Annotated in this window: 15 protein-coding genes; 11 read left to right on the top strand and 4 right to left on the bottom strand. The window is 37.3% G+C overall.

Annotation, left to right across the window (positions count from 1 at the left end):
* The first annotated feature begins 98 nt into the window (after nt 1-98).
* Complete coding sequence (locus RM573_RS15345) at nt 99-581, top strand: DUF3016 domain-containing protein (protein WP_311583987.1); 483 nt, start codon at nt 99-101, stop codon at nt 579-581.
* Between the two features lie 104 nt (nt 582-685).
* On the opposite strand, the gene RM573_RS15340 is transcribed toward RM573_RS15345, so the two are convergent.
* Together RM573_RS15340 and epmB are read right to left on the bottom strand one after the other, a co-directional pair.
* Nucleotides 686-991: a hypothetical protein gene (locus RM573_RS15340; protein WP_311583985.1), complete on the bottom strand. Its 306-nt coding sequence runs from the start codon at nt 989-991 to the stop codon at nt 686-688.
* Between the two features lie 48 nt (nt 992-1,039).
* Nucleotides 1,040-2,056: an EF-P beta-lysylation protein EpmB gene (gene epmB, locus RM573_RS15335; RefSeq protein ID WP_311584152.1), complete on the bottom strand. Its 1,017-nt coding sequence runs from the start codon at nt 2,054-2,056 to the stop codon at nt 1,040-1,042.
* Nucleotides 2,057-2,106: 50 nt separating this feature from the next.
* Here epmB and efp point away from each other — a divergent pair, with 50 nt between their 5' ends.
* Entirely contained in the window at nt 2,107-2,676 is a 570-nt protein-coding gene (gene efp, locus RM573_RS15330) for an elongation factor P (RefSeq protein WP_311583983.1), read from the top strand.
* A gap of 170 nt (nt 2,677-2,846) precedes the next feature.
* On the opposite strand, the gene RM573_RS15325 is transcribed toward efp, so the two are convergent.
* Both RM573_RS15325 and RM573_RS15320 read right to left on the bottom strand, forming a co-directional pair.
* On the bottom strand, nt 2,847-3,161 hold the full coding sequence (locus tag RM573_RS15325) for a DUF4389 domain-containing protein (RefSeq protein ID WP_311583981.1): 315 nt from the start codon (nt 3,159-3,161) through the stop codon (nt 2,847-2,849).
* A gap of 259 nt (nt 3,162-3,420) precedes the next feature.
* Nucleotides 3,421-5,736 (bottom strand): S9 family peptidase, encoded by a 2,316-nt coding sequence (locus RM573_RS15320; protein ID WP_311583979.1) that lies wholly within the window; start codon nt 5,734-5,736, stop codon nt 3,421-3,423.
* A gap of 189 nt (nt 5,737-5,925) precedes the next feature.
* Here RM573_RS15320 and RM573_RS15315 point away from each other — a divergent pair, with 189 nt between their 5' ends.
* From RM573_RS15315 to dnaB, 9 genes are all read left to right on the top strand, one after another.
* Nucleotides 5,926-6,870 carry an ABC transporter ATP-binding protein gene (locus RM573_RS15315; protein WP_311583977.1) on the top strand — a complete coding sequence of 315 codons (945 nt, stop codon included), beginning with the start codon at nt 5,926-5,928 and terminating at the stop codon, nt 6,868-6,870.
* A 1-nt stretch (nt 6,871) separates the two neighbouring features.
* Nucleotides 6,872-7,645, top strand: coding sequence for an ABC transporter permease (locus RM573_RS15310; protein ID WP_311583975.1), 774 nt, complete (start codon nt 6,872-6,874; stop codon nt 7,643-7,645).
* A gap of 25 nt (nt 7,646-7,670) precedes the next feature.
* On the top strand, nt 7,671-8,360 hold the full coding sequence (trmB, locus tag RM573_RS15305) for a tRNA (guanine(46)-N(7))-methyltransferase TrmB (protein WP_311583973.1): 690 nt from the start codon (nt 7,671-7,673) through the stop codon (nt 8,358-8,360).
* A 489-nt stretch (nt 8,361-8,849) separates the two neighbouring features.
* Entirely contained in the window at nt 8,850-10,487 is a 1,638-nt protein-coding gene (gene panP, locus RM573_RS15300) for a pyridoxal-dependent aspartate 1-decarboxylase PanP (protein WP_311583971.1), read from the top strand.
* Nucleotides 10,488-10,702: 215 nt separating this feature from the next.
* Entirely contained in the window at nt 10,703-10,852 is a 150-nt protein-coding gene (locus RM573_RS15295; protein WP_311583969.1) for a hypothetical protein, read from the top strand.
* A gap of 197 nt (nt 10,853-11,049) precedes the next feature.
* Entirely contained in the window at nt 11,050-11,625 is a 576-nt protein-coding gene (locus RM573_RS15290; protein WP_311583967.1) for an RNA polymerase sigma factor, read from the top strand.
* A complete protein-coding gene (locus RM573_RS15285) occupies nt 11,622-12,131 on the top strand; it encodes a hypothetical protein (protein WP_311583965.1) in 510 nt (169 codons plus the stop codon). The genes RM573_RS15290 and RM573_RS15285 overlap by 4 nt, the downstream gene beginning before the upstream one ends.
* Nucleotides 12,132-12,142: 11 nt before the next feature.
* The gene (locus RM573_RS15280) at nt 12,143-13,090 is read left to right on the top strand and encodes a DUF4097 family beta strand repeat-containing protein (RefSeq protein WP_311583963.1); all 948 of its coding nucleotides are present in this window, start codon (nt 12,143-12,145) and stop codon (nt 13,088-13,090) included.
* A 188-nt stretch (nt 13,091-13,278) separates the two neighbouring features.
* Nucleotides 13,279-14,700 (top strand): replicative DNA helicase, encoded by a 1,422-nt coding sequence (gene dnaB / locus RM573_RS15275; RefSeq protein WP_311583961.1) that lies wholly within the window; start codon nt 13,279-13,281, stop codon nt 14,698-14,700.
* Nucleotides 14,701-14,706 lie beyond the last annotated feature (6 nt).

Raw genomic sequence — 14,706 nt, 5'->3', positions numbered from 1 at the left:
TTGATGGTCTATTAAATATACATAATAAGCTTATTGATATCTGTACAATGGTTTATGTAAACCATGTTTAAACTAACGAAAAGTTAAAGGAGAGTCTGATGAAAAAGCTAAGTGTGACTTTACTCGCGGTATCGTCAATGTTGTTAACGTTTGTTTCTTCTGCGGCAACCAGTGAAGTTAAGTGGACTAATTCAGATAAATATCGAGATGTTCATGCGGGTGACGGCCATCGTGCTAAATTTAAAGCGCGTGTTTTTGCTAATTTTGAAGAGCATTTTTCTGGATTAGCGGAAAAGTTACCGGAAGGTCAAACACTGTTAATTGATGTTAAAGATGTTGATTTAGCCGGCGATGTGCATCAAAACATGCAGCGCATTCGAGTGATAAAAGAAATATTTTTCCCACGTATCGAGTTTTCATATCAGGTGCTTGATGGCAATAAAAACGTGCTGACATCTGGGGATGTTAATCTTAAAGACATGAATTTTATGATGGGATCAAATCTTCGTTATAATCGCGATAGTTTAGGTTATGAAAAGAAAATGTTAGATGAATGGTTTGAAAAAACACTCTTACAATAAATCTGAATGCTCGACCTAGTTAAGGTCATTCATATGCCAAATAAAAGCCGAAAATTATTTCGGCTTTTTTATAGGCGGCTGTCTTGTTCTGAAATACTAAAGTATCAAGCTGTGTAGCTTTGTTCAAAATTTCCTAGCACTGTAAAAAGTTGCTCAATTTTTTTCACCATAGCTATTAACGTGGCTTGATCAGATGTTTTTTGCCAAAATACTAAGTCGTTAGCTACTTCTTCCACGTAAGGTTGAAAGGTATTTGCTGAGCATTTAAAACCAGCATCTTTAGTAAAAATGGCTTCAAAACCTGCTTGGTTCTTCTCACGTAAATCACTTAACGTAGCATCGGCTGCCAATGATTTTTTTAAGATGATAGAAACATTTTCTACCAATTGTTGACTAACTGTTGCACTCATAATGTTTAAACTTACCTAAAATATTAACAGACAATTCTAATCGGTCTATTATGCCAAACTGAACGGTGTTTTGTTAGCTTCACCTGCAATTTCTCTGACAACTTTTGGCATTAAAAATCCTGGTAAAGTAGCCATCATTTGTTTCACGATGTTTTTTGCTGAGCTGTCATCGGTATCAAAATGTGCAACACCTTGTACTTTGTCAAATAAATGCAAATAGTATGGAGTAATGCCGTTATCAAATAATGTTTCGCTTAATTGACATAAAATATCGGCATTATCATTAACCGCTTTCAGTAAAACACTTTGATTTAACAAAGGAATTCGAGCTTCGCGTAATGGCTCTATGGCTTTTATTACTTGCTGATCAACTTCATTTTTATGATTAATGTGAAAGACAAAGGTGGCTTTTAATCGAGTATTTGCCAGTAAATTGACTAAAGTTTGCGTGATCCTTTGAGGGATCACTATCGCCATACGGGTATGAATACGTAAACGTTTAATGTGTGGTATATTTTCAAGTTGCTGAATTAACCACGCTAAATGCTCATCGCTTGCCATTAAAGGGTCACCACCACTAAAAATCACTTCATTAATTGCATTGTGTTGCGCAATATAAGTAAGCGCTTCTTGCCAGCGTTGTTTATTAGGGCTGTTATCTTGATAAGGAAAATGACGACGAAAACAGTAACGGCAATTAATAGCGCAACCTGCTTTGACTATCATTAATACCCTATGTTTATATTTGTGTAATAAACCTTCGGCAACTGAGTCGTGTTCTTCCAAAGGGTCGGTTGTAAAACCGTCAGTAGTAATAAATTCATGTGATAACGGCATCACTTGTTTTAACAAAGGGTCGTTTATATCGCCTTTTTTCATTCTAGCGATAAAAGGACGAGGCACTCTAACCGGAAATAATTGCCTCGCATTAAAGTGCGCTCGGTATTTTTCCGGACTAATATTGAGTGCTTCGAGTAGCTTTTCTGGATCAGTTACCACATTTGATAATTCTTTTTGCCAAGAAGTGTGCAAATTATCGTGAATTTGAGGTATTATTTGCGGCATTTCTATTTTCAACATTTAACTCTCTGCGTTAATAAAAAGAGAACACTCTTATGGCGAACTACAGTACTAATCAGTTCAAAAACGGTCTTAAACTTATGATCGATGGCGAACCATGCAATATTTTAGATAACGAAATTGTAAAACCGGGTAAAGGCCAAGCGTTTAACCGTGTAAAAATCCGTAAACTTATTTCAGGCAAAGTGCTTGAAAAAACATTTAAATCTGGCGATTCATGTGAAGGCGCTGATGTTATGGATTCTGAACTTGGTTATTTATATGCCGATGGCGAATTTTGGCATTTTATGAATAATGACACCTTTGAGCAAGTGGCAGCTGATGAAAAAGCGGTTGGCGATAATGAAAAGTGGTTAGTAGAAGGTGATCTTTGTACGATTACTTTCTGGAATGGTAATCCAATTTCGGTAGATCCACCTAACTTCGTTGAAATTGAAATTACTGAAACAGATCCTGGTTTGAAAGGTGACACGGCTGGTACCGGTGGTAAACCTGCAACTTTAGCAACAGGCGCGGTAATTCGTGTTCCATTATTTGTGCAAATTGGTGAAGTGGTAAAAGTTGATACACGTACCGGTGAGTATGTATCGCGCGCCAGCAAATAAAATTTTTACTGGCTAAAAGCTTTGATAACTACGTTATTGTTGCACTCGCATAAGAAACACTATGCTTCGATTACAATGCCTTGTTTTAAAAGTTTTTTTCTGCGTAAAAACTGTTAAGAATTTATATTGGAAAGCTCTCTGAATAGTGAGCTTTTTTGTTTCAGGATTGATTAACTTCTTGACGAATACTTATACGTAGATTTATCTTCTGGCCAGCCGCTTAAAGGGAACGGGTAGGTGTCAGAGTTAGCGGTAAGAAAATCGTTTATTTGGTAAATATAGTTATTTAAGCTTTGACCTAACACTTTTAGCCCAGAGTTAGCTTTTCTGGTCAGTAATAAAGAGAAAAATTGAAATATAGCAATTAGCGTGATCATAAATCGTGCAAAGCCACCAATAAACCCGAATAGGATCATAAATAGGCCGCGCATCCATACACTCGTATTTTGCCAGTTTTTAGTTGGGGTCGAATTTAAATCTCGCATCTATTACCTCTGTTCATATTTTCGCGTTTTATCAATACTCTGCAAAATCAAAACCAATTATTTTTATTATAATTTTCAGTGAATTACAGTTTTTCTGTTTGCTAAGTAATGTTAAATGAACTAAATCTCAGCACATTTGACCATTTTTTACTTTATTGTTTGTACGTGCAACTATCGATAAATAACCTTCCGAATGCGCGTTAAATAATAAAAAAACCTGCATTTGCAGGCTTTCGATAATAGTTATTAACATCAATAATTATTGCACTTTTTTATTCATTAAGTAGCGATCAAAATATTCAGTCTGTAAACTTTTTAAATGAAGGGTTGTGCCTTCTCCTTCCCATAAACCGTGACTGCGGTTAGGGTAAGACATAAACTGAAATTGCTTATTATGTTTCACCAACTCATTAATTAATCGCTCAGAGCCTTGGTAGTGAACATTGTCATCGCCAGTACCGTGCACTAACAATAGGTTACCCTGTAAGTTTTTCGCATGGGTAATCGGTGAACCTTGTTTATAGCCTTCTTCATTATCGGCTAAAATGCCAGAGTAACGCTCTTGATAAATAGTGTCGTATAAACGCTGATCAGGTACGGGTGCTAATGAAATACCGACATGGTATTGCTCTGGGTAGCGGAACATCATATTTAATGTCATTGAGCCACCACCTGAATGTCCCCAAATGCCAACTCGGTTGGTATCTATATAATTCCATCGTTTTGCCATCGCTTTTAAGGCGTCAGATTGGTCACGTGAAGATAATACGCCTACTGCGCCATACACTTGTTTACGCCATTCTCTGCCTTTAGGGGCACGAGTACCGCGATTGTCGATAGAAGCAACAATATAGCCTTGCTCGGTTAGCATTTGATCCCAAAGGTATGAGTTACCACGCCATCTGTCTTGTACTGTTTGCCCCCATGCTTCACCGTAAACGTAAAAAATAATCGGGTATTTTTTACTGGCATCAAAGTTTGCAGGGCGCATAATGTAACCATCAAGAGTTAACCCATCTTGTGCTTGAACCTGAAAGAACTCGTGGTCGGGTTGCTCTAAAGACGCTAACTTATCAATAAGCTTTTTGTTATCCATCAACATGTGTTTTTCTTGATGACCTTCAAGCTTAACTAATCGTTTTTGTGTTGGTTGCGTAAAAGAAGAATAAGAATGAATCGCCCATTGACCATCATCAGACATTTGATAACTATTGTTGCCTGCAAACGATTCAGGGGTAATTTGTTGATTAACGATACTGGCGTCTAGTTTACTTCTAAATAAATAACGTTGGCCGATATTTTTAGGGGATGCAATGTAATATAACCAACCACCGTCTTCATCAACCGCTTGTAAACTAACGGTATCAAACTCGCCTGGCGTTAAATCAAGCTTAGTGTTGCCATCGCGTGATATGCTGTAAAAATGTCTCCAACCTGAGGCCTCACTGGTCCAGATGAAATTTTTACCATTGTTTATCCATTTAGCGTCAGTAATGCCATCTAAGAAATGCTCATCTTTTTCCGTGTAAATTTTATTGACTTTTCCGGTTGCGGCATTTGCGAGATAAAGCGCGTTTCGGTCTTGTTTACGGTTAAGGTGCTGAACTAACACTTCTTCACTATTACCAGACCAATTCATGCGTGGGATATACATTTCACGTGAGTTGTTGGGCAGGTTAACCCAAGTGGTTTTCTGGTTGGATAAATCGATAATACCGACATTGGCTAAAGCGTTCGTTTCGCCTACTTTAGGGTAAGGAAATGACACAATAGTTGGATACAGTTCATCGGTATTGTTGATCATGTAAAAATCTTTACTACCACTGGTATCAAGCTGCCAGTATGCAATTTTTTCGCCATTAGGACTCCAACGGAAACCATCACGAATACCAAATTCTTCTTCATATACCCAGTCAAATAAACCGTTAATAATACCGTTACCCGCATCATGCGTTAATTGGGTGATTTTAGTAGAGGTTAGATTTTCTAGATAAATATTATTATCAACCACGTACGCTACTTTAGACGCATCAGGAGAAAATTTAGCAAACATCAAAGAGCTTGCTTTTACGTTTTCGCCGCCAAGTTGTGTGAGCGCGTTGCTCGTTAGATTTAACACCCAGTAATCGCCACGACTGTTCGAACGCCAGACTTTTTTACTATTGGTATAAATAAGTAATTTTTTTCTATCATCAGACCAAATGTAATTATCAATTGATAATGGTTGTTCTGCGCCTTCAGGCGTTAATTGCTCGGCACTCACTAATATTTTGCGCGCTAATGTTTCTGGATCGTATACAACAATGTCTTTTCCGATACTGTGATTTTTGCCATCTTCATCCGTTTTTGTTGTTGCTGACTTTTCAATGGCTGTATAGCCACTCCCATCAGCTAACCAACGAATTCTCCCAATTCTGTCTGAGCTAAATTCTCTATCTTTATAAATGCGTTCTAGCGTTAACGGGTTTGTTAAAGTCGTTTGCTGATTGTTATGTTTATCTGTACTTTGACAAGCGGCTAATGCTGTGAACATTACGGCTCCAACAAACCACAGTTTTACTGTTGTACGTTGCATAGTGTATTTCCTTTTTTGAATGGCGACACTTTAAATTGTATACAATATGTTGGCAATACTTTTTACTATAAAAAATATCCGAATTTTTCGTGTTTTTGTAAAGATAATTTATCGTTTTTCATTGAAAATTCTATTTTATCCCCCATTAAAAGAAGATTAATTCGCTCACTTGGCTTAATGGTTATAGATATGCAAAATGCGTTAGATATTTCTGGTTTGAAAAAAGTATATAAAGGCGGTTTTCAGGCCTTAAAAGGAATAGATTTAACGGTAAAACAAGGTGATTTTTTTGCCTTGTTAGGACCCAATGGTGCTGGTAAGTCAACTACCATCGGTGTTATTACTTCGTTAGTGAATAAAACAGCAGGCCAAGTAAAAGTGTTTGGTCACGATATTGATCAAGCACTTGAAGATGCAAAAAGTTATATTGGTTTAGTACCTCAGGAATTTAATTTTAATCAATTTGAATCTTTAATTAGAATTTTGGTGAATCAAGCTGGTTATTATGGCGTTGAAAGAAGTGTTGCTCATGAAAGAGCTGAGAAATACTTAAAACAATTAGACTTGTGGGAAAAGCGTAACGACGCTGCCAGAATGCTTTCAGGCGGTATGAAACGACGTTTGATGATCGCCCGCGCATTAATGCATGAACCAAAAATGCTGATCCTTGATGAGCCTACTGCTGGAGTTGATATTGAGCTACGTCGCTCAATGTGGGATTTTTTACGTGAGCTCAACAAGCAAGGAATTACTATTATATTAACCACGCATTACTTAGAAGAAGCTGAAATGTTATGTCGTAATATCGCGATAATTGATTCAGGTATTATTGTTGAAAACACTGATATGAAATCATTATTAGCCAAGTTGGATGTAGAAACTATCGTGCTTGACTTAAGTGTCGGTGGTGCAGAGCCAACACTGAACGGATTTTGTTATCGAATTATTGATGATCACACCATCGAAGTGGATGTAAAAAAATCACAGCGAATTAATGATGTTTTTAGCCAACTCACCGAGCAAGATATCAATGTATTAAGTTTACGTAATAAAAGTAATCGTCTTGAAGAATTATTTGTCAGTATCATAGGTACAGGTGCCAATAGCGAAAAACAAACACAAGGAGCGCAATAATATGTCGTCCGCAAGAAATATGATCGCGCTAAAAAGTATTTTACATAAAGAAGTTCACCGCTTTATGCGCATTTGGGTGCAAACCTTAGTTCCGCCTGCAATCACTATCAGTTTATATTTTGTGATTTTTGGCGAGTTAATCGGCTCTCGTATCGGTCAGATGGGCGGTTTTGACTATATGTCATTTATTGTCCCAGGTTTGATCATGATGAGTGTTATTACCAACTCATACTCTAATGTGGCTTCTTCGTTTTTTAGCGCTAAATGGCAACGAAACGTCGAAGAAATGTTAGTTGCACCAGTTCCAAACTGGGTAATTGTTGCAGGTTACGTTGGCGGAGGTATGTGTCGTGGCATCTTAGTAGGCTGTATTGTCACGCTTATTTCATTATTATTTACGGAAATTCAAGTTCATAATATTTGGATCATCATAGTTACGGTTGCGCTAACGTCAGCGACATTTGCCTTAGGCGGTTTAATCAATGCTATTTTTGCAGGAAGTTTCGATGATATTTCAATCATACCTACTTTTATATTAACGCCACTTACCTATTTAGGCGGGGTGTTTTATTCTATCACCTTGTTACCTGAATTTTGGCAAGGTGTTTCTCAAATTAACCCCATTGTTTATATGGTCAATGCTTTTAGATATGGTTTTCTTGGGATTTCAGATGTCAGTTTAGTGGCTGCTTTTTCAGTATTAGCCGCGTTTATTATTACCCTTTTTGTTATTGCTATGACGTTAATAACGAAAGGTATTGGTTTAAGAAGTTAATCACTTCAGTAATTAAGAATATATTGTGACAGTTAACAACAAGCCATTAGGTGATTCAAAAGAGATTGTAACTAACCAGCCAGGAATACACGAAAAACTGGCTGAAATAGTACAAAAGCATTTGGCACACCCATCGAAAAAACCTTTTCAAGCACATACCGTAGAAGCATTTGAGTTAGCTCATCGTCGCGTGTTAGCGCACCAAGGTGAAATTATCTTAGACTCTTGCTGTGGTGTAGGTCAAAGTACGCGATTGTTGGCCAAAAAAAATCCGCAAGCGTTAGTTATTGGTGTTGATAAGTCTGCTCATCGAATTGAACGGAATGACGAAGAATTAAGAACTTCAACCGATACCCATGAAGTTGATAATTTCATTTTAGTACGTGCCGATTTAAATGATTTTTATCGATTAGTTAAACAAGCGAAATGGCCTGTATCACAACACTATATTCTCTATCCGAATCCTTGGCCGAAAGCTAAACATGTTCAACGTCGTTGGCATGGCAGTGCTGTATTTCCCGAAATAATCGCTATTGGTAAAGAAATCATTTTAAGAAGTAATTGGCGATTATATTTAGAAGAGTTTCAGTTCTCTGCTGATATAACAGGAAGATCCGGTACCATCAGTCAAGTTAATGATGAGCAACCTTTAACCCCGTTTGAGGCTAAATATCAATTAAGCGGACAAGTGTGTTGGCAGTTATCTATTAAGTAAGCGGTACTTTACCAGCCTGTTTTAAGCAGGCTGATTGCTGCAATAAAGATATCCTTTAAAAATCTACCACTGTTTAATTCTTAGAATATTTCATGACGAAAAATGCTAATAAATAGTGGTTATTTTCACTAAAAAATAGTTATAAATTTCAATCTATAATTCTTCCTTTCGCTTATTATATTTTTAAAATTCAATTAAAACATGTGGTTATGATTTTGGCTTGTAATTTGAATAGTGGTTTGTAAGTTCAATTAAAGGAAGATTAAAAATGACTTATAATATTAAAAAAAATGTATTAATGATGGCCTTAAGCAGTTTAGCAATCGTAGAGTTAGGTTTTGTATATTTGGCGACATTAGTTGCATAAATACTATAAAAGACCAACGCATCGATGAAAATACAAGACATTTGACGTAAATTTTATTAAAGTGCCGCACTTATAACATCATTATCGCTTGCATTAATTCAAGCTTTGAACAGTGAATAAGTATGACGGGTAGCAAAAGAAAAGCTCAGGCGACTCAAGAGTCTTTGCATCGAATTTTTACCATTCCGGAAGCGCCAAATTCTACATTAGGGCGTATAGAGAAAGAGATCTCAGAAAACTTAGCCGGTTTTCTTGGTAATCATATTGCGGCAAAAGAACAATTGTTATCTGAAATAGAGAAGGATTTTGATTGTTCAAAAATACCGGAACAACCAACGTTTGTTTCCGATCACATGCATCACTTATTAGATAAGTTAGTGTCGCAATCTGTTCATACTTCCAGCCCTAGTTTTATTGGTCATATGACCTCTGCCTTACCTTATTTTATACTTCCACTATCAAAATTAATGGTCGGCTTAAATCAAAACCTCGTTAAAATTGAAACCTCAAAAGCATTTACGCCTTTAGAGCGTCAAGTGTTAGGAATGCTGCATCGCTTAGTGTATCAAAACGATGATAACTTTTATGATACATGGATGCATAGCGCCAATCATTCGTTAGGGGCTTTTTGTTCTGGTGGTACAGTCGCTAACATAACAGCGCTTTGGGTTGCTCGGAATAACTTACTCGGACCTGATGGAACATTTAAAGGTGTTGCTCGAGAAGGAATCTTTCAGGCACTCAAACATTATCAATATGAAGGCCTCGCTATTTTAGTGTCGAGCCGTGGCCATTACTCATTAAAAAAATCCGCAGATATCTTAGGGTTAGGGCAAGATAGTGTCATAGCTATTTCTACCGATGAGCATAATAAAATTGATTGCCAAAAACTTAAAGAAAAATGCCAAGCACTTGCCGCAAAAAACATACGTGTACTTAGTATTGTTGGTGTTGCAGGGACTACAGAGACGGGAAATATTGACCCATTAACTGAAATGGCGAAGATTGCTCAACAGTATGATTGTCACTTCCATGTTGATGCAGCATGGGGCGGAGCAACGTTACTCTCAGAGAAATATCGTCCGTTGTTACAAGGCATTGAACTGGCTGACTCTGTTACCATTGATGCGCATAAACAAATGTATGTTCCTATGGGAGCTGGGTTGGTTGTCTTTAAAAATCCGGCATCGGTGGCATCCATTGAACATCATGCAGAATATATTTTACGGAAAGGCTCAAAAGATTTAGGCTCTCATACGCTAGAAGGCTCACGGCCAGGAATGGCAATGTTAGTTTATGCTAGCTTACATGTGATCAGTCGTCCCGGTTATGAATTATTAATCAATCAAAGTATTGATAAAGCGAATTATTTTGCTGATATTATTGAGCAACACCCAGATTTTGAATTGATCACAAAACCAGAATTATGTTTATTAACCTACCGATATAATCCTAAAGTGGTACAAACGTTTTTAACGCAAGCGGATGATGATGCCCAAGATCTGGCAAATAGCATATTGGATAAGCTCACCAAATTTATTCAAAAACGACAACGAGAAAACGGTAAATCTTTTGTTTCTCGTACTCGTATCGAAGTTCAAAAGTATCGCGGCCGCAAAACGCTAGTTTTTCGTGTGGTTCTTGCTAATCCATTGACATCTAGAGAAATTTTAGAGGATGTATTGATTGAGCAAAACGAACTTGCAAAAGAAAGCCACACTTTCTTACCAAAACTGATCAGTCTATCTACTTCACGATAACGATATTTTAATCGTTTATTCTGAAAAATTTTATAAGGATTTATATATCGGTGTGATATCGATTAATCTTCTGATTTTTAGGATATTTTAACCTTCCGATTAGCGCTTGAAATGAAACTTTTCATTTCTTTTCGTAACATAAATCTTTCGATGTGCTTTCATTATGAAAGTGGTTGTGTAATAATTCAGTTGTGGTTACATTTTTCGGGAGTCGTATGATGCATATTGGAGAGAGTACAATGCCAGAAATCATTGAAGAAAATAAAACTGAAGAGTTATCAATTGAGCAGCAACTATTAGCCGCGCAAAAAGAAATTGATGATCTAAAAATTCAAATTATGTGGTTAGAACGCCCTTACGAATAAGTTCTCAACCCAACGTACGAAAACCGAAAGCTGTATGGCTTTCGGTTTTTTTATGCGTGCATGACCTTGAATGTACGAAAAAGCAGGGTATTATTCTTGATATTCTTACTTAATAAAAAATATTTACATCTATTTAAACCCTATACCTGCATACTGCATCTAAGTTAATAGTTATCAATATTTTTGAGAAACATTGTTTGGATAAGTCTAAAGTCATCGATGCAAAAGAGTTGTTCGTTGCTGATCATGAGAATGAATTAATCACTCGTGCTCAACAAGGTGATCAACAAGCTTTTCATCAGTTATATGAAACCTATCACCGTCGAATTTTTGCGTTGTGTTGGCGTATGCTTGCCGATAAAGATAGTGCTGAAGATGTTTGCCAAGAGGTGTTTGTACAACTTTGGCAAAAAATTGGTAATTTTCGTGGCGATAGTAAGTTTTCTACGTGGTTACATAGCGTTGCAACTAATATTGTTTTGGGTCACTTACGAAAACAAAAAAACTGGTTACAACGTATTTTTAGCATTGAAGAGCAAACCGTCACAGAAGCCAGTGTTGAGTTAATCGACGCTACTGTTTCGTCAGCTTTAGATGTAAAAATTCAACAATTGCCTGAACGAGCACGGTTAGTTTTTGTGTTATTTGCCGTTGAAGGTTACCGACATGAAGAAATTGCCAAAATGTTAAATATGGCAGTGGGTTCGAGTAAGTCACAATATCATCGAGCAAGAAATTTATTAAGAGAATCATTAAGTGAGCAGTTAGTATGAAAAAGCCTATTTCAGAAGCAACACTTGACGAGCAAGTGGAACAATTATCCAAAGAAATGTCACCTAAACGTGATCTGTGGCAGGGCATTGAAAAAGCTATAGCGGTGTCGCCTCGATTACCAAATGAAACATACCCGCAAAAAACTAAAAGGGTGCATTTAGCGTGGGCAGCTTCTGTAGTTGCTGCTGTACTGTTAACTTGGTTTTCGTTTAGTCCTCAAATGACAACATCACATGAGAACCTTGATTTAGCCAGTGTGATGCAAAAAAACTTCGAGCAACAAAAAACCTTGATGTTAACAAGTTTTGGTCAACCAGAATTAACACAACTATCTCCAGAAATGCAGCAGCAGCTTTTAGAGTTATCATCTGCAAGAGCAGCAATTTCTAAAGCATTAGAAAATGATCCCAACAATAGCGAATTATTAAATTTACTACGTTGGACTCAAAAACAAGAGTTAGAGCTGCTTAATCAGCTTTACAGTCCTCAATGGCAAACTATTTAGTAGGAAGAATTATGCGAATTATTATTAACTTGTGTGTTATCGCGTTAACCGCATTATCGTTACCAAGCGTTGCTGGGGAAAGCATTGATAAGAGCCTGTCGGTCGATGGGGCAACGAATATCAGTGTTGAAAATCTAAGAGGCAAAGTAAAAATTCTTGCATGGGATAAAAGTACCGTTGCGGTCACGGGTGAAATTGATGATAAAGCGGAACGATTCATTTTTGAAAAAGACGGTGCTTTTATCAAAGTGAAAACCGTGATGCCTCATCATATGAAAAGCAGTTGGCATGAACAAGGTTCAAACTTAACCATTCACGTCCCGAAACACTTACGTTTGGATTTTCAAGGTGTCTCAACTGATGTCATTGTGGAAGGGTTAACAAAAAGTACCGAGGTAAAATCTGTTAGCGGGAATATTCAAGTGAATTCCTTGTCAGAGCTTATCGAAATAACCTCAGTGAGCGGAGATATAACGAGCGAAAACTTATCTGGAAAAATTGATCTTTCATCAGTTAGTGGTGATATTTACGACAAAGCTTCTAAAGGGCGCATCAGTTTGAAAGCCGTAAGCGGTCATTTAAAAACACGCACCCAAGCGAATGAAGTTTTTGTGAATACCGTTTCTGGTGAAATTGACATAATGATGGGTGACGTTGATGAGTTAGTTATTTCAACAGTAAGTGGTGATGTAGATGGCGAATTATCATTAAATACCAACGGCTTAATAAAAATGTCGAGCGTTAGTGGAGATATTAATTTAGGTTTTACTAATGATGTACAGGCAAGTTTTAGAATGAAATCGAACGCTGGCGGCGATCTTGTTAATAAAATTACCCAAGATAAAGCAAAACACGCTAAGTATGGACCTAGTTCTAAACTTTATTTTGCGACCGGAAATGGCAAAGCATCCGTAAAGGCCAGTACTGTAAGCGGGCGCCTTAAAGTTTATAAAAAATAGTCTGTAAATAGAATGTATTTTAACACTCAGACTAGCCATTTAGTGACTAGTCTGAATGTTGCACCTTTTAGCAATATTCATCAAACCAGCTTTACTTAACCTTCATTCCTAATACATAATAAGGACTTTCATAATCCTTAGAATATTGCGGTGTATCCGTTAGTTTGATTTGGTAAACAGGTATTAAAATGGCCGACCGTAAGCCCTTCAATTTTTCAAAAGATAAAAAAAGCTTTACTCATGATGCACAAGTCGAAGAGTTAAAAGTGCCTCCTCATTCTCTTGAAGCAGAACAATCTGTTTTAGGGGGATTATTACTTGATAATGAAGCGTGGGATCGCGTTGGCGAAAAGGTGGTTGCTCAAGATTTTTATAGCCGATCTCATCGGATTGTCTATGAAACGATTGGCGCGTTAATTGAATTGGGTGAGCCAGTTGATTTAATCACTTTGTCTGAAGCCTTAGAAAATGATCAAAAATTAGAAGATGCAGGTGGTTTTGTTTATCTTGCTGAAATGATGAAAAACACGCCGAGTGCTGCCAATATTACGGCCTATGCTGATATTGTTCGAGAACGTGCAGTAACGCGTGAAATGATCAGTGTTGCGAATGAAATTGCTGAAGCGGGTTTTGATACACAAGGACGTAGTAGTGCTGAGTTACTCGATTTAGCTGAGACAAAAGTGTTTGCTATTGCTGAGCAAAGAGCCAATAAATCTGAAGGACCTGAAAACCTTAATTCTGTGCTTGAAAAAACGGTAGATCGCATAGAAAAACTTTGTGCGACTCCTTCAAGCGGTGTGACTGGCGTTTCGAGTGGTTTTGCTGATCTTGATAAAATGACAGCAGGGTTTCAAAAGTCTGATTTAATTATCGTTGCCGCTCGTCCTTCTATGGGTAAAACCACGTTTGCGATGAACTTAGCCGAATATGCAGCAATGACAGAAGAATATCCTGCGGTTATTTTTAGTTTGGAGATGCCGTCGGAGCAAATTATGATGAGAATGCTTGCCTCATTAGGACGGATAGATCAAACAAAAATTCGTACCGGCCAATTAGGTGATGAAGATTGGGCAAGGCTTTCATCAACAATGGGTCTTTTGATTGATAAAGGCAAAATGTATATTGATGATGCCGCGGGTTTAACTCCTACCGAAGTCCGTTCTCGATGCCGAAGAATTCATCGTGATCATGGTGGCATTAGTATGATCATGATCGATTATTTACAATTAATGAGAGCTCCCCAGTTTTCAGATAATCGAACTTTAGAGATTGCGGAAATTTCTCGTTCACTTAAAGCGCTTGCCAAAGAATTACAAGTACCTGTTATTGCACTTTCACAGCTAAACCGTGGTCTAGAGCAACGTTCTGACAAACGTCCAATTAACTCAGATTTACGTGAGTCAGGTTCAATAGAGCAAGATGCCGATTTAATCATGTTTATATATCGTGATGAGGTCTATCACGACGATTCTGAGTTTAAAGGTATGGCAGAAATCATCATAGGTAAACAACGTAATGGTCCAATAGGAAGAGTACCGTTGACATTCCAAGGCCAATTTTCTCGTTTTGATAATTATGCTGGAACCCACGTACTAGACGAAGATTAAACGCGA

Origin of the sequence: Thalassotalea castellviae (assembly GCF_031846185.1) — a bacterium.
In the GTDB taxonomy this organism is placed as follows: domain Bacteria; phylum Pseudomonadota; class Gammaproteobacteria; order Enterobacterales; family Alteromonadaceae; genus Thalassotalea_H; species Thalassotalea_H castellviae.
The sequence above is the reverse complement of the archived record's forward strand: the minus strand, read 5'-3'. Positions and strand labels throughout refer to the sequence as shown.

Excerpts from the sequence above, each read along its gene's own strand:
- RM573_RS15345 (WP_311583987.1), top strand. The coding sequence starts at position 99 with ATGAAAAAGCTAAGTGTGACTTTACTCGCGGTATCGTCAATGTTGTTA.
- RM573_RS15340 (WP_311583985.1), bottom strand. The coding sequence starts at position 991 with ATGAGTGCAACAGTTAGTCAACAATTGGTAGAAAATGTTTCTATCATC.
- epmB (WP_311584152.1), bottom strand. The coding sequence starts at position 2,056 with ATGCCGCAAATAATACCTCAAATTCACGATAATTTGCACACTTCTTGG.
- efp (WP_311583983.1), top strand. The coding sequence starts at position 2,107 with ATGGCGAACTACAGTACTAATCAGTTCAAAAACGGTCTTAAACTTATG.
- RM573_RS15325 (WP_311583981.1), bottom strand. The coding sequence starts at position 3,161 with ATGCGAGATTTAAATTCGACCCCAACTAAAAACTGGCAAAATACGAGT.
- RM573_RS15320 (WP_311583979.1), bottom strand. The coding sequence starts at position 5,736 with ATGCAACGTACAACAGTAAAACTGTGGTTTGTTGGAGCCGTAATGTTC.
- RM573_RS15315 (WP_311583977.1), top strand. The coding sequence starts at position 5,926 with ATGCAAAATGCGTTAGATATTTCTGGTTTGAAAAAAGTATATAAAGGC.
- RM573_RS15310 (WP_311583975.1), top strand. The coding sequence starts at position 6,872 with ATGTCGTCCGCAAGAAATATGATCGCGCTAAAAAGTATTTTACATAAA.
- panP (WP_311583971.1), top strand. The coding sequence starts at position 8,850 with ATGACGGGTAGCAAAAGAAAAGCTCAGGCGACTCAAGAGTCTTTGCAT.
- RM573_RS15295 (WP_311583969.1), top strand. The coding sequence starts at position 10,703 with ATGATGCATATTGGAGAGAGTACAATGCCAGAAATCATTGAAGAAAAT.
- RM573_RS15285 (WP_311583965.1), top strand. The coding sequence starts at position 11,622 with ATGAAAAAGCCTATTTCAGAAGCAACACTTGACGAGCAAGTGGAACAA.
- RM573_RS15280 (WP_311583963.1), top strand. The coding sequence starts at position 12,143 with ATGCGAATTATTATTAACTTGTGTGTTATCGCGTTAACCGCATTATCG.
- dnaB (WP_311583961.1), top strand. The coding sequence starts at position 13,279 with ATGGCCGACCGTAAGCCCTTCAATTTTTCAAAAGATAAAAAAAGCTTT.